This is a genomic window from Xenorhabdus aichiensis, from assembly GCF_028598775.1.
Taxonomy (GTDB): domain Bacteria; phylum Pseudomonadota; class Gammaproteobacteria; order Enterobacterales; family Enterobacteriaceae; genus Xenorhabdus; species Xenorhabdus bovienii.
On sequence record NZ_JAQRFO010000015.1, the window covers coordinates 37,602 to 63,139 of the forward strand.

Below are 25,538 nucleotides of genomic sequence, written 5' to 3' on the forward strand. Positions count from 1 at the left end.
AATTTCATTGAGATGTGATGGCATCTTCTTTCAGGAGAGGGAATCCGTTACACTGATCGGCAGATTTTATTAATTCCGAAGACCGTTCAGGAGTATGAGTCCCATGTATCAAGATCTGATCCGCAGTGAATTGTCTGAAGCCGCAGATACGCTGGCTAAATTCCTCAATGATGATGCAAATATTGACGCCATCCAACAAGCAGCCGTTTTGTTGGCTGATTCATTCAAAGCTGGGGGGAAAGTACTTTCCTGTGGTAATGGTGGTTCACACTGTGATGCCATGCATTTTGCGGAAGAACTGACTGGCCGTTACCGCGAAAATCGTCCGGGGTATCCGGGTATCGCGATTTCCGATCCGAGTCATTTATCCTGTGTGAGCAATGATTTTGGTTACGACTATGTATTTTCTCGTTATCTTGAAGCAGTAGGGCAGAAAGGCGATGTACTACTGGGTATTTCAACTTCGGGTAACTCCGGCAACATCATCAAGGCGATTGAAGCAGCCCGTGCGAAAGGTATGAAAGTCATTACGCTGACAGGCAAGGATGGCGGGAAGATGGCAGGAACGGCGGATGTTGAAATTCGTGTACCGCATTTCGGTTATGCAGATCGCATTCAGGAGATCCACATCAAAGTGATTCATATCTTGATTCAATTGATTGAGAAAGAAATGGTAAAAGCCTGATTGTAGTTTGTTAGAGGTAGGCAATGTGCGAATTACTTGGCATGAGTGCCAATGTGCCAACAGATATTGTTTTCAGTCTGAGTGGGCTCATTCAGCGTGGAGGGTATACTGGCCCCCACAAGGATGGTTGGGGGATCACCTTCTATGAAGGGTTGGGATACCGGACATTCAAGGATCACCAATCCAGTTATCATTCACCCGTTGCTCGCTTTGTGCAGAGCTATCCGATTAAGTCAGAAGTTATTGTCGCTCATATCCGTCAGGCGAACCGGGGCAATGTTTCTCTGGTAAATACCCATCCGTTTACCCGTGAACTATGGGGAAAATATTGGACTTACGCTCACAATGGGCAATTGCAAGGATACCGTAACCTGAAAACAGGCAATTACCGGCCGGTCGGTGAGACCGACAGTGAATGGGCATTTTGCTGGATACTGCAACAATTATCGATCAAGTATCCCAAACGGCCTTCCAACTGGCCTGCGGTATTTCGCTTCATTGCCTCGCTGGCAGGTGAGCTGAGGAAAAAAGGGGTTTTCAATATGCTGCTGTCAGATGGGCAGTTTGTCATGGCCTATTGCTCGACCCAATTGCATTGGATCACCCGTAGGGCACCTTTTGGCATGGCGAAATTGCTTGATCAGGATGTTGAAATTGATTTTCAGCAACATACTCATCCTGATGATGTTGTGTCAATGATTGCTACCCAGCCTTTAACCGGTAATGAAGATTGGCAACGTATTGAACCGGGGTGCTATGAGTTATTTCATCTTGGTGAACGCATAGTTTGAATTGATTTATCGAACAATGACGAACTTTCGGGTTTTGTACTAACAATATATTGCCCGTTTATTATGCTGATAGTAGTAGGCTTGCCATTTTTGGCAAAGTATTCATAGGCGGGCTGTAATTGAGCCCAAAACGAATAATTATCGTTATTACGATAACGCTGCATATTCTGTTGCGTCATCCTGAAAGGGTAAATATTTATTTTGATTTCATCCTGTCCGTGAGATATTGCACTTTCTGCATATCGGTAGATTTCATCCATATAGCGATCGGTCATGGCATAACAGCCAATGGATTTACATCCACCGTGAATCATTAAATTATTACCAGAATAACCTTGGAATTTATCAAATTTATTGGGAAAGCCCAGATTAATCGCTCGATAATAGCGGCTATTGGGCTTTAACTGTTTAAGGTTTACATGGTAAAAACCTTCGGGACTTTTGAAATCACCTGTCAGTGTCTTAGGGCCAAGCCCTCCAGAGTAATTACAGATAGGGTAGCTTTGAGCCAATTGGTAATGGCCTGTGCTGTCTTTCGTATAGAGTTCAAGTATTTTTTCTTCTTTGAATATTTGAATAAAAATCTCGGCACCAAGTTGTTTCAGCCGGAGTCGTTCATTGGGTGACTGGAGCCACGATGGAGTGCTTTGCGCCAGAGCAGAACAGGACATATGGAATAACAGGAATAGTGAAAGATAAAACGCCGTTTTTTTCATAACAGAGCCGTATAAAAGGATAACAAATTTAATGAAATATCGGATTGAAAGTTGCCATGTATTGATAATGCGCTGAATACAAATATAGCAGCGATGTTTGGCATCTGTGAAATGGTGGAGCGGCCAATAAATGCTCTGTTATCGGGAAAGATGAAGCTTTAGTTCGTCTTTATCGAATGGTTAACGATTTAGCAGAGAAATTATCTTATTTGCTTGAGCTGAATCACTCGATTAATCAGACAGCTTGTGAGGGGAGATGTTAGAATTACCGCCGGCGAAAATTAAGAGAAAATTGTAACGATTATCGGAGTGAATAACTTGAGACATATGCCGCTCAAGGCGTTTTTTATTACTGAAGTCGCTATATTACCCAAGGAATACCTCAGGGTAATCTGTAGCATATGATTTAACTGATAAACTTGTGCAAATCTTATGATTAAAATTAAAAAAGGACTCAACCTCCCAATAGCAGGAGCGCCTGCCCAAGTTATAGAAGATGGTCCGACAATTCGTCATGTCGCTTTATTAGGCGAAGAATATGTTGGAATGCGTCCTTCTATGCTGGTTAAGGAAGGTGAGCATGTCAAAAAAGGGCAAATTCTTTTTGAAGATAAAAAGAATCCAGGGGTTATTTTTACGAGTCCCGCTAGCGGGAAAATTATTACCATCGGGCGTGGTGAACGCCGTGTACTTCAATCTGTTGTGATTGAGGTGAGTGGTGATGAACAAGTCATGTTTGATCGCTATGATCGCGCAGAACTTGCTGGTCTGACTCGTGAACAGGTGGAAAAAAACCTGCTCATATCTGGGCTGTGGACGGCATTACGTACACGTCCTTTCAGTCATTCTCCTGCTCCCGGCTCCATACCAAAGGCAATCTTCGTTACTGCAATGGATACTCAGCCATTGGCAGCCGATCCATTAGTCGTTATTGCGACGCAGGAAGAGGCTTTTGTTGATGGCCTGAATATTCTGTCAACATTGACAGATGGAAAAGTCCACGTCTGCCATGGCGCTGGAAATATTCCAAATGCAGGAAACAACACTCAAATTACTTACAATCAATTTGCTGGTCCACATCCGGCAGGTCTGGTTGGAACTCACATTCATTTCATTGAACCGGTCAGCGCCAAGAAAAGCGTATGGCACTTGGGGTATCAGGATGTTATTGCCATTGGTAAGTTATTCACAACCGGTGAGCTTTACACTGATCGCGTTGTATCTCTGGCGGGTCCGCAAGTTAAATTTCCCCGCTTAGTACGTAGCCGTCTGGGAGCTGATTTGCAGGAACTGACGCAAGATCAGCTGAAAGAAGGTGAAAACCGTATTGTTTCTGGTTCTGTGCTGTGTGGTACAAAATCAGATGAAGTTCGTCATTATCTTGGTCGTTTCCATACTTTGGTCTCTGTTCTTGCTGAAGGCCGTGAGAAAGAACTGTTTGGCTGGATTGCACCAGGAGTTAATAAGTTCTCGATTACCCGTACCACGATTGGTCATTTCCTGAAAAATAAACGTTTTGCCTTCTCAACCAGCACGAATGGTGGGGAACGCTCTATGGTGCCAATCGGCAACTATGAGCGAGTGATGCCACTGGACATCATGGCAACGCATTTGTTGCGCGACTTGCTTGCAGGCGATAGCGACAGTGCCCAAGCATTGGGTTGCCTGGAACTGGATGAAGAAGATTTGGCATTGTGTACCTATGTTTGCCCTGGCAAATATGAGTACGGTCCGGTACTGCGTGACGTGCTGACTAAGATTGAGCAGGAAGGGTAATTCATGGGCCTGAAAAATTTATTTGAAAAAGTAGAGCATCACTTTGAGGCCGGTGGCAAACTGGAAAAATATTATCCTCTGTATGAGGCAGTTTCCACCGTCTTCTATACTCCGGGAACAGTAACGCGAGGGCGTGCCCACGTCCGTGATGCCATCGATCTCAAACGCATGATGATTTTGGTCTGGTTATCTGTTTTTCCGGCAATGTTCTGGGGAATGTATAACGTCGGGAATCAGGCAATACCCGCTCTGACTCATTTATACAGCGGAGAAGCATTACAGCAGGTTTTAGCTTCTGATTGGCATTACGTGGTTGCCCAGTATCTTGGTGCATCACTGACGCCGGATGCTGGCTGGGACAGTAAAATGTTGCTGGGTGCAACCTATTTCCTGCCAATTTATGCTGTTGTGTTCGCGGTTGGTGGCTTCTGGGAAATTTTGTTTGCCATGATCCGCCGGCATGAAATCAACGAAGGTTTCTTTGTCAGTTCCATTCTGTTTGCGCTGATTGTTCCTCCGACATTGCCATTATGGCAGGCTGCTCTGGGGATTACTTTCGGTGTGGTGATTGCGAAGGAAATCTTTGGTGGTACAGGTCGTAACTTCCTTAACCCGGCATTGGCTGGCCGTGCCTTCCTGTTCTTCGCTTACCCTGCCCAGATTTCAGGTGATCTAGCCTGGACGGCGGCTGATGGTTTTTCCGGTGCGACTCCATTGTCCCAGTGGGCAAATGCGGGTAGCCACGGCTTAATGAATACCATTACCAGCCAGCCTGTCACATGGATGGATGCTTTCATTGGTAATATCCCAGGGTCAATTGGTGAAGTTTCCACTCTGATGATTTTCATCGGTGGTGCCGTCATTCTGTTTACCCGCATTGCCTCATGGCGCATTGTTGCCGGCGTAATGGTCGGAATGATAGCGATGTCTTATCTGTTCAATGCAATTGGTTCAAGCACTAACCCAATGTTCTCTATGCCGTGGTACTGGCACATGGTTCTGGGTGGCTTTGCTTTCGGCATGATCTTTATGGCTACTGATCCGGTATCCGCTGCATTTACGGATAAAGGAAAGTGGGCATACGGCATTCTGATTGGTGTCATGTGTATTCTTATCAGAGTCGTAAACCCAGCATACCCAGAAGGGATGATGTTGGCGATCCTGTTCGCTAACCTGTTCGCACCACTGTTCGATTATCTGGTCGTGCAGGCCAATATTAAGCGGAGAAAAGCCCGTGGCTAATGAGAAACCAAAAAATAATGACAGCATTGGCAGAACATTCCTCGTTGTTTTTGTGCTGTGCCTTATATGTTCGATTGTGGTTGCAGGGTCAGCCGTAGGCTTGAAAGCGCAGCAGCAGGAACAGAAACTGCTGGATAAGCAGCGCAATATTCTGGATGTCGCCGGTCTATTGAAACCCAATATGACGACAGCGGAAATCAAAGAAACCTATAGCAGACGTATTCAACCTGAATTGCTTGATTTGAAAACGGCAACGCTTGAAAAAGGCGATGGTAAATTTGACCTGAAAAATGCCCTGCGTAGTGATGAAACCAGCATGGCTCTGCCATCAGAACAGGATCTGGCGAGAATCCACCGCCGCGCCAATATGGCAGAAATCTATCTGGTGAAAGATGATCAAGGCAAAACTACCGAGCTGGTGCTGCCGGTATATGGTTCTGGCCTGTGGTCAATGATGTATGCATTTATTTCTATTGATGTGGATGGCGTAACATCTCGCGGCATTACTTACTACTCTCATGGTGAAACACCGGGATTGGGGGGTGAAGTGGATAACCCGCAATGGCGCAAGCAGTGGGTGGGTAAAAAACTCTATAACTCACAAGGTGTTCCGGCGATTAAGGTCGTTCGTGGTGGTGCTGGCGATAACCCTTACGGTGTAGATGGTTTGTCTGGAGCGACTCTGACCTCCAACGGTGTTCAGCATATGTTTGATTTCTGGCTGGGTGATAACGGTTTTGGCCCATTCCTGAAAAAAGTACGTGAGGGAGCCTTGAAAGATGGCTGATAGTAAAGAGGTAAAACGCGTCCTTCTTGGGCCGCTGTTTGATAATAACCCAATTGCATTACAGGTTCTGGGAGTGTGTTCGGCACTGGCTGTCACCACCAAGCTGGAAACTGCGCTGGTGATGACGATTGCTGTGACATTGGTGACAGCATTTTCTAGCTTTTTCATTTCATTGATTCGTAATTACATTCCCGGCAGTGTGCGAATCATTGTACAGATGGCGATCATTGCCTCGCTGGTTATCGTGGTAGACCAGATTTTGCAGGCCTATGCCTACGAAATCTCCAAGCAGTTATCTGTGTTTGTTGGTCTGATCATCACCAATTGTATAGTGATGGGACGCGCTGAAGCCTATGCCATGAAATCTCCACCTGTTGAAAGTTTCATGGATGGTATCGGCAATGGCTTGGGATACGGTGTCATTCTGTTGCTGGTGGGTTTTTTACGTGAACTGTTTGGTTCAGGAAAACTGCTCGGCATGACGGTGCTGGAATCTGTCAAGAATGATGGCTGGTATCAGCCGAACGGTCTGTTTCTGCTGGCACCGAGCGCATTCTTCATCATTGGTATGCTGATTTGGGGTCTGCGGACTCTGAAACCTGCGCAGGTTGAGAAGGAGTAACAGACAACATGGAACATTATATTAGTTTGTTTGTCCGCGCCGTCTTTATTGAGAATATGGCGTTAGCTTTCTTTCTCGGTATGTGTACGTTTCTGGCGGTGTCAAAAAACGTGAAGACGGCTTTTGGCCTAGGCGTTGCTGTAACTGTTGTGTTGGGGATTTCTGTTCCTGCCAACAACCTTGTCTACAATCTGGTACTCCGTGATGGAGCCTTGATGGATGGGGTTGACCTGAGCTTCCTGAACTTCATTACCTTTATCGGGGTGATTGCTGCACTGGTACAGATTCTGGAAATGATCCTCGATCGTTATGTGCCTGCACTGTATAACGCGCTGGGGATTTTCCTGCCGTTGATTACCGTGAACTGTGCGATTTTCGGTGGTGTTTCTTTCATGGCACAGCGTGACTATAACTTCAGCGAATCCGTTGTATATGGTTTCGGTTCAGGTATGGGCTGGATGCTGGCAATTGTTCTGATGGCCGCGATCCGTGAAAAGATGAAATATGCGGATGTTCCAGCAGGTCTGAAAGGATTGGGGATCACCTTTGTCACCACCGGATTGATGGCATTGGGCTTTATGTCCTTCTCCGGCGTGCAGCTCTAAAGGCGAGAAGAATTCATGGATATAATCATTCTAGGCGTAGTAATGTTTACCCTGATTGTGTTGGCGCTGACGGCTATGATTTTGTTCGCAAAATCAAAGTTGGTGAACACTGGGGATATTAAAATTGAAGTCAATGGCGATGAGGAAAAAAGCTTTACGGCTCCTGCTGGCGACAAATTGTTGAACATGCTTTCCAGTCAGGGGGTTTTTGTTTCCTCTGCTTGTGGCGGCGGTGGCTCCTGTGGTCAGTGCCGTGTGAAAATTAAGGAAGGCGGTGGTGACATCCTGCCAACTGAGCTTTCTCACATCAATAAACGTGAAGCAAAAGAAGGTTGTCGTCTGGCATGTCAGGTTAACGTTAAGCAAGACCTGAAAATTGAATTGCCAGAAGAGATCTTCGGCGTCAAAAAATGGGAATGTGAAGTTATCTCTAACGATAACAAGGCAACGTTCATTAAAGAATTGAAGCTGAAAATTCCTGACGGAGAAGTGGTGCCATTCCGTGCGGGTGGTTACATTCAGATTGAATGTCCTCCACACGTAGCCCGTTATGCGGATTATGATGTGCCAGAGGAATATCGTGAAGATTGGGATAAATTCAATCTGTTCCGTTATGTTTCTGAGGTAAAAGAACCGACTGTTCGTGCGTATTCAATGGCGAACTACCCAGAAGAGCACGGCATCATCATGCTGAACGTGCGTATCGCTACGCCACCGCCAAGAAACCCAGACGTTACACCGGGTATTATGTCCTCTTACATCTGGTCATTGAAAGCCGGTGATAAAGTGACAATTTCCGGTCCATTTGGTGAATTCTTTGCAAAAGATACCGAAGCGGAGATGATCTTTATCGGTGGTGGGGCAGGTATGGCGCCAATGCGTTCTCATATTTTTGATCAGCTCGATCGTCTGAACTCCAAACGTAAGATCAGCTTCTGGTATGGTGCGCGTTCCAAACGTGAAATGTTCTATACCGAAGATTTCGACCAGCTTGCGGCAGAGAACGAAAACTTTAACTGGCATGTGGCCCTGTCTGACGCCTTACCGGAAGATAACTGGGATGGTTACACAGGCTTTATTCACAATGTCCTGTTTGAGAACTATCTGAAAGATCACCCTGCACCAGAAGATTGTGAGTTCTACATGTGTGGGCCTCCGGTCATGAACGCTGCGGTTATTAAGATGTTGAAAGACCTTGGCGTGGAAGACGAAAACATCATGCTGGATGATTTCGGTGGCTGATGGTTGTAACAGCTTTAATAGTTGTAACACGTTGATTTAACGACAAGCGCCCACATCTTGTGGGCGCTGACGATTCAGAAAGAGTAAGTTATGCTGAGTAAAAAAATTATCCATTGGGGTGTGTTGATGTTTGCAGTTTTGCTGCTGTCAGCATGTGGTGGCCCTGAACAGCAAAATCTGAGCGGGCAAACGATGGGGACTTATTACTCCGTCAAATATGTTGCTGACTCATCGATACCTTCCCCTGAAAACCTGCAAAAAGAGATTGATCGGCTGCTGGAAGAAGTGAATGACCAGATGTCCACTTATCGGCCAAATTCTGAATTAAGTCGTTTTAATCAAAGCCGTGAAGTCAACACACCTTTTCTGGTATCCGCCGCTACAGCCAAAGTGGTCAAGGAAGCGATTCGAATCAATCAACTGACGGATGGTGCTTTGGATGTGACAGTGGGGCCATTGGTGAATCTGTGGGGGTTTGGGCCGGAAGGGCGAATTACCAAGGCGCCGACGGATGAAGAACTGGCTATGCGTCGTGCGTGGACGGGTATCGATAAATTGTCTGTTAAAGGCAATAGCCTGATTAAATCTATCCCTGAACTTTATGTCGATCTTTCCTCCATCGCCAAAGGCTATGGGGTTGATGTTGTGGCTGAATATCTAGCCTCCCAGAACATCAAAAATTATATGGTTGATATTGGCGGGGAAGTACGCACACTGGGTAATAATGGCAAAGGCGCTCCGTGGCGGATTGCTATCGAAAAACCATCGGAGAGTGGAATTGAACAGAGAGCTCAAGAAATTATTGAGCCGGGTCGTATGTCTATTGCAACATCGGGTGATTACCGCAACTATTTCGAACAGAATGGGGTGCGCTATTCTCACACCATTAATCCCAAAACGAGCAGGCCTATCACCCATAATCTGGTTTCAATTACCGTTATTGCCCCGACATGCATGAGTGCGGATGGCTTTTCTACGGGGTTGGATGTATTGGGGCCAGATAAGGGAATGGAAGTGGCTGAGAAGCTGAATATTCCCGTCTTTATGGTTGTCAAAACTCAAGATGGCTTTGAAGAACGCTATAGTTCAGCCTTTAAGCCATACATACAACAGAAGAAATGAGGAGGAAAGGTTATGGAAGTCTTTATTGCGGCCTTTATCTTTTTCTTGTTGGCTTTTGCAGGAATGGCACTGGGCTACATTTTTAAGCGTAAAAGTATTCAGGGAAGTTGTGGTGGTTTGGGGAGTATTGGTGTGGAGAAAGTTTGTGATTGCCCAGAACCCTGCGATACCCGTAAAAAACGCCTGGCAAGGGAAGCTGCCCGTCATGAGAAGCTGGAAAAAAACCGAATTCTTTGAGGGTTTTTTGCGGTTAAAAAATTTTCAGCTAAAAAATGCGACCCGCTGCCAGATACACAGCGGGTTTTTGTTGGCTGTTCAGATGATGTTGAGAGAGTGGCATTTTCTGTGAGCCTGCTGTAAGTAGTTTTTCACGGAGCTCATTGAAACATCCAAATTCTTTGCAACTTCTTTATAGCGCATACCTTGAAGTTGCGTGAGAAGAAATGCCCGTCTGGCTTTTTTTGGCAACTCATCAAGCGTCTTATCTATTTTTTCTAACTGTTCTAACAATACAAGCCGATACTCTGACGAGTTTGTTGTCGTTTTCGCCATCGTGCTGGCATATTCCAGATAATTGTCTTCAAGCTTTTTCCGTCGATAGTGATTGGCGATAGTTCTACGAGCTATCATAATTAAAAAAGCTCTGGGATGGCGGACATTTTCAATATCTGCCGACTGCATCAATTTGATGAAAATATCATGGGTGAGATCTTCTGCATGGCTGGGGCAGACATTATTCTGCCTGATCCAGCTGCATAACCAATGGTGGTATTCGAAATAGAATTTTTGGGCTATTTCATTGTGCCCGCATGTGCTTTTTTGTACCGCCATGATGATACTGCCTGAAGGGGTAGGATGAGTGCGATAATGATTATTATTTTCATTTATGGATTGAAAGTCAACGCAGTATTGTAGACATAATCTTCTCAAAAATTAAGGGGGTTATACTCTTTATCTTTCCAGTTGCAGACAATAAAGCTGCAACTGGACATCTATTGGTTATATGAGTTGATTGATTAAATGTCAGTTAGAACTGCTGTGAAATACTGAATTTGAAATTACGGCCGATACCTGAAGTCGCTTCCCCTAAATAAGGGTAGTAATCACGATTGAACAGATTATCGATAGTAACCCTCGCTTCAAAGCCTTTTATATAAGGTGGGCACCAGCCGGCAAACAACCCGTGCAGGGCATATCCCTTGCTAGTTGGCAGAGACCAAGAACCCGCTTTTGGATCCCCATCTACAGGGGAACGATCCTGTTTGCGGATAAAATCACCTTTCCAGCCCATGGACATCTGCCATTGTGGGATCTTAAATCCTAGCATTGCATGTGCAGAAGTGGGGGGGATTTCAGCAATCCAGGTTTTTTGTCCTATCCACGGATCACGCATAGAAGCATCACGCTGACCGCGCATGGTGGAGAAAGAGAGTTTTCCAAATAACCTATTGCTATCGTAGAACGTTTCTATTTCTAGCCCTTCAATGGTGTATCCCGGCAGATTGCGATAATTTGCAATCGGTTTTTCACATGAATTTGTCGAATCGCTATCAATTTGGGCTTTACAGAAAATACCACGCCTTTTGAAAATTTCATCCTTGCCACGGTTACGGAACAGAGTGGTACGAATTTGTAGACTATCATCCTCAAGCATCAGATTATCGAAATCGAGAATGGCACCTAGGCGTATACCCGTCATTCTTTCCACTGCAAGATTGCGGCTGGAACCCGGAAGGCGGGTTTCATCTGACTGAACTTCATACTGTTCATCGACCACTGGCGCGCGCCATGTGCGGCTGATATCAGCAAAGAGCGAAAGATTTTTGTTTGTCTGCCATAGAATACCCAAGTGAGGAGACCAGCCAGTATAGGTTACACTACTATAATCATGGTTTATTTCAGGTAATTTGTTGTTATACCTAGGCGCTTTATTTTCTTCGCCAATATTCTTTATATGGTCGTAACGGACGCCTGGAGTAATGGTAATACTTCCCAGTTTTAAGGAGTCTTGCATATATATGCTGTAAGTTTGCTGTTCTCCGGCGGGCATATAATAAGGCTGGTAATAACCATAATTAAATTTAGGGTTATTAACCGTATTCTTATCGAATATTAATGTGTCACGATCATTCTTATGCCAGCGTGTTCCCAGCAAAAATTCGTGTTCTATACTGCCTGTTGAAAATACGCTTTTATTGTTGATATCAACCATCGTATCGATGTATTTAACCCAGCTTTTTTGTCCCATTAGGCTTGCTGAAGTCAGCGTTACATCTTTTCCTTCTGGGCGGCGATCGTTTTGTTTGGTTACAGAATAGGCAGAGGTTAGTGTCAGATTCAGCCACGAGTTCTCCTCCGGTGCAATATTCCATTTGGCTGTGTAGTTTTGATCAACCTGATTGCGAAAGACCAATTTTCTCTGCCATGCTCCTTCCCAACCATATCTCTCTATGTCCCACTCTGATGGAACATTCATCTTATCTCGCTTCGCGGCCCAGGGCTGCCATCCATCCGATTCAGATCGCATGGCTGAAAAACTCAGCGTATGAGTATCATTGGGATAAAAATTAGTTTTCAGCAAATAAGAAGTCTGATTATTCTGTGAATACTCAAAGTGTGTTCCATCAGGACGTTTAATATTGCCACCGTCGCGTTTGCTGGCATACAGCAACGCATCGGCAAAACCATCTGGATCTCTGCCGTAAATGGCACCACTGTAAATATTTTGCTTGTCATTCGTGTGATAGCTGTATTTCAACAGCCCACCAAAATTTTCATCGGGACGTAATAAATCGCCGGCATCTTTAGTGACAATCTTAACGGAGCCACCAAATCCACCATTGCCATTCAACAAGTTGTGTGGGCCTTTATCAACATCTACACGCTTGATTAATTCAGGCTCAATAAAGATAGAACCCTGACGATATTTTTCAAATCCTTTTGGGGCGTCGTCCAGCGTGATTTTGATATCTTCTGACTCACCCATGCCCCAGATATTCAAAGTTTGTCCACCGGGACGTGGAGAACCAGACATAGAAACACCAGGCAATTGATCAAGCAACTGAGCAACATTATCTGCCTGAGTTCGTTCAATATCGGTTTTCTTTAGCGAGGAACTGCCGGCACTAGTGCTGTTATGTAAACTACCTACAACTGAAAGCGATGGTAATTTAACCACTTCATTTTGCTTTTCAGATTTCTGTTCAGATGGATTTTCAGCGGCTAAAACTTGGCTGGAAAATGCACTACCCAACACTAATGTACTTGAGAATGTATTTCTTAAAATTTTTCGAATGATGGCCATAATTGGGCGTTTTCCTAAATTTTGACTATTATTTGCCATAAATTTCCTGAAACATGACTGAATGAAATATTGCATTGTTATAAGTCACCTAAGAAATTAAATCGGGTAAATAAAAATGAGAATTATTTTTATAAGCATGTCTTGAGAAGTGTTATGGAGATGGAATGCACTGTGATAGATCATGTTGTCTGACATTTTTACGGGTTTATTGCTGGATGATTGAAGTGATTATCCGTGTCGGTTATACCTTCTCAATTGCTGACTACGTTGGCAGTGAGAGCAAAGTGCTTATGGGATGTTGTGGCACCAAACGGCCAGAACACTCATTGGCGAAGTCATTTCCGTAAGTACAATTTTCTTAAGTACAAGGGGTTAGCCAATGAAGAAAAAAATTCTCAGTTCTCTGATTTTTGCAGGTATCGTAGCATTGCTTGCTGGTTGTGATGATGGTTCCCAAAAAGTGGAAGACTCTGCCCGACAAGCTGAAGAAAGTGCTACCCAGATGAAAAATGACGCTGAACAGAAAACCACTGGAATAGTGGATAGTGCCAAGGAAAAATCACAGGAAGTGAAAGAAGGCGCCATGCGTGAAGGCCATAGTCTGCTAGATAAGTCTAAGGAAGTACAAAATCAGATAAATCATTCTGCCAATCACCTGGCCGATCAGGTGAAATCCAAAGCGGCAGATGTGCAAAATGAAGTCACGAAGTCTGTGAATGATACGCTGGATAAGGTGAAAACTAAAACGGATGATATACAGCATCAGGCCACCGATAAGGCTAACCAGCTTAAAGATGATGTGAAATCAAAGGCGGAAGAAATAAAATCTGATGCCAATAAGCAGGCTGATGATTTTATCAATAGCTTCAAAAATGACGGCGATAAAACAGAGGAAAGTTAATCCTGCGATTCAATATCCTGTTAGTAAAAATAAATTAAGGCTGAAGGGCGACCTGAAAAAGGTTGCCCTTATTTTTCCTCTGTTATCAACTTGACTGAGCTATCTGCTCACCCGTAATTTAATATCCATTCTGCAAATCGCATTCAGGACATCATAATGGAAATCAAATACAGCGTAGGAAGAGAAAATCCCGAATTAATTCAGCAGGCTTTTGCCATTCGCAAACAAGTATTTACTGATGAACAAGGATTTGACGCAGAAATTGATATCGATGAATATGATGATATTGCTCTGCATGTACTGATATTTGATGGTGAAAAACCCATTGGAGTATTACGCGCAGTTTCAATGGATAACAATATGCTCAAAGTAGGGCGTGTCGCGGTATTGAAGGAGTATCGAGGTAAAGGCATGGGTCGTAAGGTAATGGAGTTTATTGAAGATTATGGACGTAAAAATGGCGTTGTAGCCATCGGTTTATCCTCGCAATGCCATGCTCAGCCATTTTATGAAAGTTTAGGCTATCAAGCGCGTGGGGAAATCTATTTGGAAGAAGGTGCAGAACATATTTTTATGACGTTGGATTTAGCGTAATCACTTTTTCGTTGCTTCCTTTTTAAGAAAAATGTCTTGGTATTGAAAATAGGTATCCATCAATATCTGGCTTGTTTTAAATACCAATACGAGAAATGTGATTGTGCAAACAATATTGCATGTATCCAATTTTCCCGTATTGGTTGTTGATTTTATATTGGCGAAAATTAATTCACTGATGGCGTATTCTGTGCCGATTTGCGGGCTGGTGCGCCATTGGCAACATAATATTTTGCCTGACTGCGTGGCAGTGGAGTACGACACCGAATTTTATCGGCGATTTTTTCTGCGATCATAATCGTTGTGGCATTCAAATTACCGGTAATGATTTCCGGCATGATGGAAGCATCAATCACACGCAAGTTTTTAACACCATGCACACGTCCCTGACCATCCACAACGGCCATTTCATCTGTGCCCATCTTACAGCTACAGGATGGGTGAAAGGCGGTTTCTGCACGTTCACGAATAAAGGCATTTAATTGCTCATCTGTTTGGATGTCAGTGCCGGGACTGATTTCACGGCCACAGTAAGGAGCCAGTGCAGGCTGTGCCATGATTTCCCGTGTAATGCGGATGGCATCACGGAATTCCTGCCAGTCCTGCGCGGTTGACATATAGTTGAACAAAATGCTGGGGTGCTGGCGTGGATCACGCGAAGTGATTTTTACTCGACCACGGCTTGGAGAACGCATCGAGCCGACATGAGCTTGGAAGCCATGTTCATTGACTGCATTGCTACCGTTGTAATTGATGGCAACAGGCAAGAAATGAAATTGAATATTTGGCCAGGTAAATTTTTCACTGGTACGGATAAACCCACCTGCTTCAAATTGATTGCTCGCCCCAATACCTGTGCCTTTGAATAACCATTCAGCACCAATCTTTGGCTGGTTGTACCATTTCAAAGCCGGATAGAGAGAAGCCGGCTTGAGGCATTCATACTGCAAATACATCTCAAGATGATCCTGAAGATTTTGCCCAACTCCCGCTAATATCTGTACCGCCGGAATGCCAAACTCGTTCAGGACTTCTTCAGGGCCAATGCCCGAGCGTTGCAAAATCTGTGGGGAAGCGATCGCGCCAGCACAAAGTAATACTTCTTTACGTGCTTTTGCCTGCGTTAAAGTCGATGCGTTACCTTGATAAAAATTGACGCCGACGGCTCTTTTTCCCTCAAATTCGAGAGTATCTGTCAAGGCGTGGGTAATGATGGTGAGGTTTGAGCGCGATCGTGCTTGATCCAGATAACCACGAGCAGTGCTGGCACGACGGCCTTCAGGAGTGACAGTACGATCCATTGGGCCAAAACCTTCTTGCTGATAGCCATTCAGATCGTCAGTACGTGGATATCCTGCTTGGATACCAGCTTCTAGCATCACATGAAAAAGTTCATTATTGTCCGGTTTGGGCGTAGTGACGCTGACTGGCCCATCGTCACCGTGATAGTCATTTGCCCCCATGTCCCGTGTCTCCGCTTTGCGGAAGTAGGGCAGGCAATCGAGATAAGCCCAGTCCTCCAGACCTGACAGCGTTGCCCAGTTGTCAAAATCCAGCGCATTGCCGCGGATATAGCACATGCCGTTGATCAGTGAAGAACCCCCCAGCCCTTTGCCACGACCACATTCCATACGTCGGTTGTTCATATGGGGTTCAGGGTCGGTTTCATACGCCCAGTTATAACGGGTTCCCTGCAAGGGGTATGCCAGCGCAGCTGGCATTTGGGTACGGAAGTCGAATCGGTAATCAGGCCCGCCAGCTTCGAGCAGCAGGACAGTGACATCGCGATCTTCCGTTAAACGGGTTGCAAGCACATTACCTGCTGAACCAGCTCCGATAATAATGTAATCAAATACCATTGTTATCTCCTCTGTTTCAGTCATGGATTAAAATAGGGATTCAAAATTACCCAGTTCCACCTGTATTGATTTGGTTTGTGTGTAATTTTGCAGTGTGACCAGCCCATTTTCACGGCCAATCCCAGAATGTTTGTAGCCACCGACTGGCATGGCGGCTTGAGATTCTCCCCATGTGTTGATCCAGCAGATCCCTGCTTCCAGTTGATGGATCACGCGATGTGCACGGGATAGATCTTGTGTCACTAATCCTGCTGCGAGGCCATAATCGGTGTTATTGGCACGGTTGATCACTTCATCTTCCGTTTCATAGGTCAGGATACACATCACAGGGCCGAAAATTTCTTCTTGCACAATCAGCATATCATCGGTGCAGTCGCTAAATACCGTTGGTGCAACGAATGCGCCTTTCGCCAATTCACCTTCCAGCAGGCGCTCGCCGCCACACAGCAGTCGCGCATGGGTAGACTTACCACTTTCGATATAACGCAATACGGATTCCATATGTGGAAAGCTTACCAGAGGGCCAAAGTTGGTATTTGGATCGAGGGGAGAGCCAATGCGAATGCGTTTAACGCGCTCAACAATTTTGGCTTCAAATTGGGGAGCCAGTGCTTTCGGAACAAAAACTCGTGTCCCATTGGTACAGACCTGACCGGAACTGAAAAAGTTTGCCATCATAGCGATATCGGCAGCACGATCCAGATCGGCATCATCAAAGATGATCAGCGGGGATTTTCCACCCAGCTCCATCGTGACTTCTTTCAAATTTGATCCCGATGCATTCGCCATGACTTTTTTGCCTGTGACAATGCCACCCGTAAACGACATTTTGGCGATTTTCGGATGTACTGTCAGAGTGTGACCCACTTCATGACCCGCGCCAGTCAGAACGTTAAACACCCCATCTGGCACACCTGCTTCAGTATAAATTTCGGCTAATTTCAGGGCGGTGAGTGACGTGACTTCACTGGGTTTGAAAATCATGGCATTACCGGCCGCCAGTGCTGGCGCTGATTTCCAGAGGGCAATTTGAATTGGATAGTTCCAGGCCCCGATACCGGCAACGACACCGAGTGGCTCACGGCGCGTATAGACGAAGGAAGATTCGCGCAGTGGAATTTGCTGACCTTCGAGAGAATGGATCAAGCCAGCGTAATATTCCAGCACATCCGCACCAGTGACAATATCGACATATTGAGTTTCAGACAGTGGCTTGCCAGTATCCAGTGTTTCTAACTCAGCCAGTTCATCATTGCGTTCGCGCAGGATATCAACTGCTTTGAGTAAGATCCGTGAACGTTCTACGGCAGTCATCGCTGCCCAGATTTTTTGCCCTTTCTGAGCACTTTTGACGGCCAGCTCAACATCCTGCTCTGTCGCAGATTGTAATTGAGCGATAACCTCACCATTAGCTGGATTGATCGCATCAAAAGTTTTTTTATCGGGATTAACGCTATTAACGTAAGTGCCGTGGATATAAAGCTTTTGTAAGCCAAAACGAGTCATGGATTCTCCTTAGTCAGAACTCAGGCTGTGTAAGGTGTTCCGAGTTTCTGTTCGATGTAATCGAGGGTGATAGTGAACGCGCTTTTTATGTCAAAAGACTTGCTGCTTAATGCACTTCTCAGCCAGATACCGTCAATCAGGGCAGCCAGCCCTTGTGCTGCTAGCCGAGCTTCTGTTTTTGGTAAGACACGCCTGAATTCGACACAAATATTGGAATACAAACGACGTTCGTTCACCTGTTGTAGTCGGTATAGATTGGGTTGATGTATGCTGCTTGCCCAGAACGCCAGCCAGGTTTTCATTGCTGCGCTGCTGATTTGGCTGGCATCAAAATTCCCTTCAACAATGGCTTTCAATCTCTGGGCTGGGGTTGCATTATCGAGCAGCCGTAGCCGTCGTGCTACAGCCATCCCAAGTTGGTGCAATAAGTAACGCATCGTGGCTTCCAATAACCCATTCTTATCCTTGAAATAGTGGCTGATAATACCGTTGGAAACGCCTGCTTTGCGGGCTATTTGCGCAATACTAGCATCCTGCATTCCAACCTCATTGACTACGGCTAATGTTGCATCAATGAGTTGCTGCTTTCTTATCGACTGCATTCCAATTTTTGGCATGTTTTTATGCTCAGAAAATCAATCATTCGGCAGTTATTAAACTTTTTTTTAATTGAATGTTCAATCAAAATTAAATATGTTTTATTACAATATTTTCACAATGGCAGGTTAAATTTATTCGAGGTAACATAATTTTTGTTTTTTATTCAAATGGTTAATTGTCTTATTCTTTTTTGTCTTTTTATTTTCATTAATTTCAGGAACTGCCTATGAACACACCAGACAGTCCAAAAAACACTCAGAAGGATACTCTGAACTCTGTCGTTTTTTTCACCTCAGCAGGGCTGATTATCATTTTTACTTTATTCACGATTTTTTTCACTGATGCGACAAGTGTCTGGATAAAAAATACGCTGAATTGGGTGTCCAAAACATTCGGTTGGTATTATTTGCTGGCCGCAACGCTTTACATTGTATTTGTTATTTTTGTTGCCGCCTCTCGTTTTGGTTCTATCAAATTGGGGCCGGAGCAATCTAAGCCGGAATTCAGTTTGCTCAGTTGGGCTGCGATGCTGTTTGCCGCAGGGATAGGTATTGATTTGATGTTTTTCTCGGTGGCTGAGCCAGTCACACAATACATGCGGCCGCCAACGGGTGAAGGAGAAACTATTGAAGCAGCCCGTCAGGCGATGGTGTGGACACTGTTCCACTATGGCCTGACGGGCTGGTCAATGTACGCCTTGATGGGGATCGCGCTGGGATATTTCAGCTATCGTTATAACCTGCCATTGACCATTCGTTCTGCACTTTATCCTATTTTTGGCAATCGAATAAAAGGTCCCATTGGTCATGCCGTGGATATTGCGGCAGTGATAGGTACGATTTTCGGTATTGCAACCACGCTGGGCATTGGGGTGGTGCAATTGAATTATGGTCTGAAAGTGCTATTTGGATTGCCTCAAGGTTTGGGGGTTCAGGGCGGGTTGATACTGTTGTCGGTTGTGATGGCCATTGTTTCTGTCACCTCTGGCGTGAACAAAGGTATTAGGTTCCTGTCCGAGCTGAATGTGCTGCTGGCACTGGGCTTGATCCTGTTTATTCTGTGTGTAGGGAATACTGAATTTCTACTTAATGGATTAGTGCAGAATGTGGGGGATTACATCAGCCGTTTCATGGGAATGACGCTCAATAGTTTTGCATTTGAGCGCCCGACCGAATGGATGAATAACTGGACGCTGTTTTTCTGGGCATGGTGGGTTGCATGGTCGCCATTTGTTGGATTATTCCTTGCGCGTATTTCCCGTGGCAGAACCATTCGCCAGTTTGTGATGGGAACGCTGATCATTCCGTTTGTCTTTACGTTGTTATGGTTATCAATTTTTGGTAACAGTGTATTGTATGAAATCCTGCATGGTAATCGTCAATTGGCCGAAACGGTATTGGAGCACCCAGAGCAAGGTTTTTATGGCTTGCTGGCACTTTATCCGGCCTTCAAGTTCAGCGCCTCTGTTGCTACGATCACGGGATTGTTGTTTTATGTCACATCGGCAGATTCAGGCTCGTTGGTTCTGGGGAATTTCACCTCAAATCTCAGTGATATCAATAATGATGCTCCTAACTGGCTACGTGTCTTTTGGTCAGTGGCGATTGGTGTATTAACACTGGGCATATTAATGACGGATGGCATTTCTGCTTTGCAAAATATGACGGTAATCATGGGGTTGCCTTTCAGCTTTGTGATTTTCTTTGTGATGGCCGGATTGTACAAATCTTTGCGTGTGGAAGATTTCCGCAAAGCCAGTTCATTGCAGAATACCTCGCCAACATTGGTACATGATAATGGTTCGTTGAACTGGAAGCAGCGTCTGAGCCGCATGATGAATTTTCCGGGTACGAAAAGCACCCAACGAATGCTGGATGTGGTTTGTCGTCCTGCCATGCAGGAAGTGGCAAAAGAGCTGGAATTACGTGGTGCGAAAGTACAGTTTAATGCGCTGCCATCAGAAGGGGACGAACGACTGAGCCCGCTTGAATTAATTGTCGATCTGGGGGATGAACAAAACTTTGTGTACCAAGTCTGGCCGCAGCGTTATTCCGTGCCTGGATTTACCTATCGTGCCAGATCGGGTAAATCTTACTATTACCGACTGGAAACTTTCTTGATGGAAGGGACTCAGGGCAATGACTTGATGGATTACACCAAAGAACAAATTATCAGCGATATTCTCGATCACTACGAAAAGCATCTGAACTTTATTCATCTGAATCGCGAAGCACCGGGTCAGACGTTGATTTTCCCGAACGGGGGATAATATAGATTTATAACGGAAGCTGCCTGCAATATATTGAGTTGTTGGCAGTTTTTTTATTTTTTTACCTTGTCTGTAATTGCTAATTAAGTTAACGAATTCGAGCCTACCAATATCAATCATATTCAAGAATATCAACATAAGTCTCCATTCTATATGCAATCTTTAATTATTCAATTGATTTATTGATTAATGGTGTTGTACTTTAATCGGTAATTTATAGTCATCTCGCCTTAATGAAGGCTCTGGGAGCTCATCCATGTCTATTTCGAATGCCATGCAATCCAAAATCCCTATTGCTGTGTATCTCTTGGGCTTAAGCCTGTTTGCGATGGGAAGTTCAGAGTTTTTAATCGCGGGGGTGCTGCCAAAAATTGCTGAAGATCTACAAGTCTCTTTACCCTCTGCGGGCATGTTAATTTCTGCATTTGCCGTTGGTGTTCTATTCGGAGCGCCCTCATTGGCTGTAGCAACATTGCGTTGGCCCAGACGAGCAACATTATTGTTGAGTCAGGCTCTGTTTATTGCCGCTACCGCCATTGGGATGCTGTCACCCGATTATTGGCCATTATTGATTGCCCGCGTTGTCAGTGGTATCGCTTACGCTGGGTTTTGGGCAGTCGCTGCGACGACGGCAGTTAATTTAGTGACCCAAGATCGCACGGCAAGGGCATTGGCCGTGGTTGTCAGCGGATTGAGTCTGGCGATGGTAGTGGGCGGGCCATTAGGAACGGTGATTAGTGATATAGCGGGGTGGCGTGCCGGTTTCTGGGCGGTTGCCGCAGCAACATCAGTCACGGCGATAGCATTGTGGTTTATGTTGCCGGAGATACAACCGAGTCAGGGAGAGGCTCCGGTATTAGATACTGAATTGAAAACCATGGCACAACCGAAATTATGGGTGGCTTATAGCACTACTATGCTGACAACCGCCGCTTATATGGCGACATTCGGCTATTTGGGGGCATTATTGATTGATATCAGCAAGCTGGCGGTGGTTTGGGTTCCTGCGGTGCTTGCATTGTTTGGTATCGGCGCTTTTATCGGATTGACTATAGGTGGGCGGACAGCAGATAAATATCCATTCAAGACGCTGATGATTGGCACTCTTGGTATCGTTGCGACTTCTATTGCGTTGACTTTTTTAGCTGAAAACGTGATGGCCACAACTTGTCTGGTATTTCTGCTCGGAGTGTCTGGTTTCGTTGTTAACCCTGCCGTCATGAACCGGGTCTATACCATTGCCGCAAATGCGCCGACACTGGCAGGTGCAACTAATGTATCCGCTTTCCAGCTCGGGATCACATTAGCCCCCTTGCTGGCTGGCTTTGCAATCGGGGCAGGCTACGGCTTATCTTCTGTGGCTGGAGTGGGAGCATTACTGGCAATTATTGCACTTGTCCCAATACTGATTGACGCGCGTTCACATCATAAAAATTGTCACAACGATTAAAAATTTCGTCCCATCAAGGCTAAATATAAACAAAACTTCATACAGAGCGCTAACTTGTAGCAGGAATTAGTTCTTAAAAAACAAGTAGCGCTCAATGACATAAGACTGTATATTTATACAGTTATTTTGGCGTGAAAAGAGGCATGGAGAGGTGAAATGCGCAAAATTATTCATATTGATATGGACTGCTTTTTTGCTGCCATTGAAATGCGGGATAATCCATCACTCCGCGATATTCCCATGGCGGTTGGTGGCAGCGCAGACAGGCGTGGAGTGATCAGCACAGCAAATTATCCTGCCCGTCGTTTTGGCGTACGTAGCGCTATGTCCACCGCGATGGCATTGAAACTTTGTCCTCAATTGAAAGTCATTCCGGGGCGAATGGCATCCTACAAAGAAGTTTCTCAGCATATCCGCCAGATTTTTTCCCGTTACACTGAACTGATTGAACCGCTTTCACTGGATGAAGCCTATTTGGATGTGACGGACTGTCAACATTGCCACGGCTCGGCGACGTTAATTGCTCAGCAAATCCGTCAGGTGATTTTTGATGAATTGCAACTGACCGCTTCAGCAGGTGTTGCCCCGGTCAGATTTCTGGCAAAAATTGCGTCTGATATCAATAAACCTAACGGGCAATATGTTATTTCCCCTGAACAGGTTGAGGTATTCGTCAAGTCATTGCCATTACGCAAAATTCCAGGAGTGGGAAAAGTCACATCCAAGCGTATATCTGATATGGGGTTGGAAACCTGTGCTGATGTACAAAACTATGACAAGGTTGCGTTGATTAAAAAACTGGGGAAATTTGGGCTGGCACTTTGGGAGCGTAGTCATGGTATTGATGAGCGGCAAATTAGCCCCGATCGCTTACGTAAGTCTGTTGGTGTAGAAAAAACGTTGGCACAGGATATTCATGAATGGCGTGATTGTGTTGAACTCATTGAAAAACTTTACTCAGAATTGGAAAAACGTTTAGGTAAGGTAAAACCCGATCTCCGCATTGCCCGTCAGGGCATCAAGTTAAAATTTGATGATTTTCAATTGACGACACAGGAACATCTTCATCCATTACTGGATAAATCGGATCTCATTCAGGTGGCAAAACAGGCTTGGGAAATGCGCAGAGAAGGAAGGGGCGTGCGGTTGGTTGGGCTGCATGTGACGTTACAGAATCCACAATTGGAACGGCAATTATTACTGGAATGGTAATATTGGGCTGGTAATGCTGAAAGGGAAGCTCCCCTACGGCTGATGAGCAGGGGAGGCACGTATTACTCTTTAACCGGGATCGCTTTTAGGATAGCGGTTAACAACTGCCAGTATTGACCAACGCTCTTGATGTGAACTTTTTCATCAGGCGAATGGGCGCCACGAATGGTTGGGCCAATGGAAACCATGTCCATATCCGGATACGGTTTTTTGAACAGACCACATTCCAGACCTGCGTGGATCACCATGATATTGGGGGTCTTGTCGAATAATTGCTGATAGGTTTCACGAACTAAATGCATGACTGGCGAGTTGGCATCTGGCTGCCAGCCCGGATAGTTGCCACTTGCTGCTGTTTCTGCATCTGCCAGTTTTGCCAGGGAATTTAGCATATCAACAACGTAAGCCTTGCCACTGTCGATCAATGAACGGATCAGGCAGATAATCTCGACTTTTCCTTCTTCCATAGTGACAACGCCCACGTTCAGGGAAGTTTCAACCACGCCTTCAGCAACATCGCTCATACGGATAACACCATTAGGCATGGTATTTAGCATGGAGAGAAAGCGAGTCTGGCAATCTGTAGTGAGTGCCTGTGAGGAAGTTTCGATTTCATCCAATAGGACGATCAAATTTGCTTCAACGACCGCATATTCGTTTTTCAACGTATCCAGATAGTCATCTTTCAATTGGTGCAGTTTTTCGAGCTGAGTTGCCGGAACGGCAATGACGGTAGAACCTTCGCGAGGAATAGCATTGCGCAGGGTTCCCCCTTGGAAATCAATCAATTTTAGATTTAATTCGTCTGAGTGCGCGGCGAGGAAACGTGCCAGCAATTTGTTGGCGTTGCCCAATCCCAGATGAATATCACCACCAGAATGGCCACCTTTTAATCCCTTAATAGTCAGTTGCAAAGTTTGGTAACCTGCAGGCAATGTTTCGCGGGAAAGTGGCAGGGTTGAGACAAAATTAATGCCACCCGCGCAGCCCATGTAAATCTCGCCTTCTTCTTCTGAATCGGTATTGATTAGAACATCAGCCTGTAACCAGCCTGATTGCAGTCCGAATGCGCCATCCATGCCGGCTTCTTCAGTCATGGTCAGTAAAACTTCCAGTGGGCCGTGCTTGACGGATTCATCTGCCAGTACTGCCAGAGCAGAAGCCATGCCGATGCCGTTATCAGCACCCAGTGTTGTACCTTCAGCAGTTACCCAGTCACCATCAATATAAGTACGAATAGGATCTTTTGTGAAGTCGTGCTGTGTATCATTGTTTTTCTGAGGCACCATATCAAGGTGAGCCTGAAGCACGACTGATTGGCGGTTTTCCATGCCTTTTGTGGCTGGTTTTCTGATCAGAATATTGCCGACTTCATCCCGTTCTACATGGAAATCCTTGCTCTTGGCCCATTCAATGATATGGGACGCGAGTGCTTCCTCGTGATAGGACGGATGTGGGATGGAACAAATCTGGGCAAAAATATCCCATAATGGTTGAGGGGATAATGTTGATAATTCGGACACGGCGAATCTCCTGTAACTGCATCTTGATGAGATGGAAATAGTAATGTCTGACGCATTGGGAGCTTTTGTCATCTTGAGCTGTCCCAATGCCCATGCCATGCCCGAGGATATCATTTTCTTGTTTGAGATGTGCAGTCAGGATCAGGATTTCCCTTGTTTTTTACTGGTTTTTGCCGATCCAAATCACTATAATCCCGCGCAACCTTTTTTTCCGCAAAAAACTCTTTTCTGAGATATTCTTAGTTTCCAGGATCAAATCATATGAGCGAAAAATATGTTGTAACGTGGGATATGTTGCAAATGCATGCCCGTAAATTAGCACAACGTTTACTTCCTGTAGAACAATGGAAAGGCATTATTGCCGTTAGTCGTGGTGGGCTTGTACCGGCTGCATTGCTGGCACGTGAACTGGGAATCCGTCATGTCGATACCGTTTGTATTTCCAGCTATGATCATGATAATCAGCGTGAATTGACTGTATTGAAAAAAGCGGAAGGCGATGGAGAAGGTTTTATCGTTGTCGATGATTTGGTTGATACCGGAGGTACAGCGCAGGCAATCCGTAACATGTATCCCAAAGCGCATTTCGTGACTATTTTCGCCAAACCTGCCGGCCGTCCTTTAGTGGATGATTATGTAGTTGATATTCCTCAAGATACATGGATCGAACAGCCATGGGATATGGGTGTGGTATTCGTTCCACCTATTTGTAATAAACCGTAATCTTTTTCT

The 25,538-nt window shown here is 45.2% G+C and carries 25 protein-coding genes; 18 read left to right on the forward strand and 7 right to left on the reverse strand.

Annotated elements, in window-relative coordinates:
- Window positions 1–103: 103 nt before the first annotated feature.
- Both lpcA and PSI22_RS08890 read left to right on the forward strand, forming a co-directional pair.
- Complete coding sequence (gene lpcA / locus PSI22_RS08885) at window positions 104–685, forward strand: D-sedoheptulose 7-phosphate isomerase (RefSeq protein WP_254851698.1); 582 nt, start codon at window positions 104–106, stop codon at window positions 683–685.
- 23 nt (window positions 686–708) lie between these two features.
- The gene (locus PSI22_RS08890) at window positions 709–1,476 is read left to right on the forward strand and encodes a class II glutamine amidotransferase (RefSeq protein ID WP_038194176.1); all 768 of its coding nucleotides are present in this window, start codon (window positions 709–711) and stop codon (window positions 1,474–1,476) included.
- Here PSI22_RS08890 and PSI22_RS08895 read toward each other — a convergent pair.
- Window positions 1,452–2,192, reverse strand: coding sequence for a L,D-transpeptidase family protein (locus PSI22_RS08895; RefSeq protein ID WP_370689014.1), 741 nt, complete (start codon window positions 2,190–2,192; stop codon window positions 1,452–1,454). The two genes, PSI22_RS08890 and PSI22_RS08895, sit on opposite strands and share 25 nt — an antisense overlap.
- A 432-nt stretch (window positions 2,193–2,624) precedes the next feature.
- Between PSI22_RS08895 and PSI22_RS08900 the strand changes: the two genes are divergently transcribed.
- The 8 genes from PSI22_RS08900 (at window position 2,625) to nqrM (ending at window position 9,825) form a co-directional block, all read left to right on the forward strand.
- A complete protein-coding gene (locus PSI22_RS08900) occupies window positions 2,625–3,968 on the forward strand; it encodes a Na(+)-translocating NADH-quinone reductase subunit A (protein ID WP_273579438.1) in 1,344 nt (447 codons plus the stop codon).
- A gap of 3 nt (window positions 3,969–3,971) precedes the next feature.
- Window positions 3,972–5,210 (forward strand): NADH:ubiquinone reductase (Na(+)-transporting) subunit B, encoded by a 1,239-nt coding sequence (locus tag PSI22_RS08905; RefSeq protein WP_273579439.1) that lies wholly within the window; start codon window positions 3,972–3,974, stop codon window positions 5,208–5,210.
- Entirely contained in the window at window positions 5,203–5,997 is a 795-nt protein-coding gene (locus tag PSI22_RS08910; RefSeq protein WP_273579440.1) for a Na(+)-translocating NADH-quinone reductase subunit C, read from the forward strand. Before PSI22_RS08905 ends, PSI22_RS08910 begins: the two co-directional genes overlap by 8 nt.
- Window positions 5,990–6,619 carry an NADH:ubiquinone reductase (Na(+)-transporting) subunit D gene (locus PSI22_RS08915; RefSeq protein ID WP_012989678.1) on the forward strand — a complete coding sequence of 210 codons (630 nt, stop codon included), beginning with the start codon at window positions 5,990–5,992 and terminating at the stop codon, window positions 6,617–6,619. The genes PSI22_RS08910 and PSI22_RS08915 overlap by 8 nt, the downstream gene beginning before the upstream one ends.
- An 8-nt stretch (window positions 6,620–6,627) precedes the next feature.
- Entirely contained in the window at window positions 6,628–7,224 is a 597-nt protein-coding gene (gene nqrE / locus PSI22_RS08920) for an NADH:ubiquinone reductase (Na(+)-transporting) subunit E (RefSeq protein ID WP_012989677.1), read from the forward strand.
- Window positions 7,225–7,239: 15 nt separating this feature from the next.
- On the forward strand, window positions 7,240–8,466 hold the full coding sequence (gene nqrF / locus PSI22_RS08925) for an NADH:ubiquinone reductase (Na(+)-transporting) subunit F (protein WP_273579441.1): 1,227 nt from the start codon (window positions 7,240–7,242) through the stop codon (window positions 8,464–8,466).
- A gap of 90 nt (window positions 8,467–8,556) precedes the next feature.
- Window positions 8,557–9,588 carry an FAD:protein FMN transferase gene (locus PSI22_RS08930; protein WP_273579442.1) on the forward strand — a complete coding sequence of 344 codons (1,032 nt, stop codon included), beginning with the start codon at window positions 8,557–8,559 and terminating at the stop codon, window positions 9,586–9,588.
- 12 nt (window positions 9,589–9,600) lie between these two features.
- Window positions 9,601–9,825, forward strand: a complete 225-nt coding sequence (gene nqrM, locus PSI22_RS08935) for a (Na+)-NQR maturation NqrM (protein ID WP_012989674.1) — start codon at window positions 9,601–9,603, stop codon at window positions 9,823–9,825.
- A gap of 78 nt (window positions 9,826–9,903) precedes the next feature.
- Here nqrM and PSI22_RS08940 read toward each other — a convergent pair whose 3' ends face one another.
- Together PSI22_RS08940 and PSI22_RS08945 are read right to left on the reverse strand one after the other, a co-directional pair.
- The gene (locus tag PSI22_RS08940) at window positions 9,904–10,419 is read right to left on the reverse strand and encodes a sigma-70 family RNA polymerase sigma factor (RefSeq protein ID WP_273579443.1); all 516 of its coding nucleotides are present in this window, start codon (window positions 10,417–10,419) and stop codon (window positions 9,904–9,906) included.
- 196 nt (window positions 10,420–10,615) lie between these two features.
- A complete protein-coding gene (locus PSI22_RS08945; RefSeq protein ID WP_273579444.1) occupies window positions 10,616–12,931 on the reverse strand; it encodes a TonB-dependent hemoglobin/transferrin/lactoferrin family receptor in 2,316 nt (771 codons plus the stop codon).
- 125 nt (window positions 12,932–13,056) lie between these two features.
- Between PSI22_RS08945 and PSI22_RS08950 the strand changes: the two genes are divergently transcribed.
- The 3 genes from PSI22_RS08950 to PSI22_RS08960 all read left to right on the forward strand — a co-directional run bounded on the left by PSI22_RS08950 (window position 13,057) and on the right by PSI22_RS08960 (window position 14,387).
- Window positions 13,057–13,239 carry a hypothetical protein gene (locus PSI22_RS08950; protein WP_273579445.1) on the forward strand — a complete coding sequence of 61 codons (183 nt, stop codon included), beginning with the start codon at window positions 13,057–13,059 and terminating at the stop codon, window positions 13,237–13,239.
- Between the two features lie 32 nt (window positions 13,240–13,271).
- Entirely contained in the window at window positions 13,272–13,793 is a 522-nt protein-coding gene (locus tag PSI22_RS08955; RefSeq protein WP_273579446.1) for a YtxH domain-containing protein, read from the forward strand.
- A 156-nt stretch (window positions 13,794–13,949) separates the two neighbouring features.
- Window positions 13,950–14,387, forward strand: a complete 438-nt coding sequence (locus PSI22_RS08960) for a GNAT family N-acetyltransferase (RefSeq protein WP_273579447.1) — start codon at window positions 13,950–13,952, stop codon at window positions 14,385–14,387.
- 167 nt (window positions 14,388–14,554) lie between these two features.
- Here PSI22_RS08960 and betA read toward each other — a convergent pair whose 3' ends face one another.
- The 3 genes from betA to betI are packed head-to-tail and all read right to left on the reverse strand — an operon-like array spanning window position 14,555 to window position 18,369.
- Window positions 14,555–16,246: a choline dehydrogenase gene (gene betA / locus PSI22_RS08965; protein ID WP_273579448.1), complete on the reverse strand. Its 1,692-nt coding sequence runs from the start codon at window positions 16,244–16,246 to the stop codon at window positions 14,555–14,557.
- A 27-nt stretch (window positions 16,247–16,273) separates the two neighbouring features.
- The gene (gene betB, locus PSI22_RS08970) at window positions 16,274–17,752 is read right to left on the reverse strand and encodes a betaine-aldehyde dehydrogenase (RefSeq protein ID WP_273579449.1); all 1,479 of its coding nucleotides are present in this window, start codon (window positions 17,750–17,752) and stop codon (window positions 16,274–16,276) included.
- A 20-nt stretch (window positions 17,753–17,772) separates the two neighbouring features.
- Window positions 17,773–18,369: a transcriptional regulator BetI gene (gene betI / locus PSI22_RS08975; protein ID WP_273579450.1), complete on the reverse strand. Its 597-nt coding sequence runs from the start codon at window positions 18,367–18,369 to the stop codon at window positions 17,773–17,775.
- A 209-nt stretch (window positions 18,370–18,578) separates the two neighbouring features.
- Between betI and PSI22_RS08980 the strand changes: the two genes are divergently transcribed.
- The 3 genes from PSI22_RS08980 (at window position 18,579) to dinB (ending at window position 23,283) form a co-directional block, all read left to right on the forward strand.
- Window positions 18,579–20,621: a choline transporter gene (locus tag PSI22_RS08980; protein ID WP_273579451.1), complete on the forward strand. Its 2,043-nt coding sequence runs from the start codon at window positions 18,579–18,581 to the stop codon at window positions 20,619–20,621.
- A 256-nt stretch (window positions 20,622–20,877) separates the two neighbouring features.
- Window positions 20,878–22,071, forward strand: coding sequence for a Cmx/CmrA family chloramphenicol efflux MFS transporter (locus PSI22_RS08985; RefSeq protein WP_273579452.1), 1,194 nt, complete (start codon window positions 20,878–20,880; stop codon window positions 22,069–22,071).
- A gap of 156 nt (window positions 22,072–22,227) precedes the next feature.
- A complete protein-coding gene (gene dinB / locus PSI22_RS08990) occupies window positions 22,228–23,283 on the forward strand; it encodes a DNA polymerase IV (protein WP_273579453.1) in 1,056 nt (351 codons plus the stop codon).
- 62 nt (window positions 23,284–23,345) lie between these two features.
- Here dinB and pepD read toward each other — a convergent pair whose 3' ends face one another.
- Window positions 23,346–24,806, reverse strand: a complete 1,461-nt coding sequence (pepD, locus tag PSI22_RS08995) for a beta-Ala-His dipeptidase (protein WP_273579454.1) — start codon at window positions 24,804–24,806, stop codon at window positions 23,346–23,348.
- 43 nt (window positions 24,807–24,849) lie between these two features.
- On the opposite strand from pepD, the gene PSI22_RS09000 reads away from it, so the two are divergent.
- Together PSI22_RS09000 and gpt are read left to right on the forward strand one after the other, a co-directional pair.
- On the forward strand, window positions 24,850–25,038 hold the full coding sequence (locus tag PSI22_RS09000) for a hypothetical protein (protein ID WP_038192445.1): 189 nt from the start codon (window positions 24,850–24,852) through the stop codon (window positions 25,036–25,038).
- Window positions 25,039–25,067: 29 nt separating this feature from the next.
- Window positions 25,068–25,529: a xanthine phosphoribosyltransferase gene (gene gpt / locus PSI22_RS09005; RefSeq protein ID WP_273579455.1), complete on the forward strand. Its 462-nt coding sequence runs from the start codon at window positions 25,068–25,070 to the stop codon at window positions 25,527–25,529.
- Window positions 25,530–25,538: the final 9 nt, after the last annotated feature.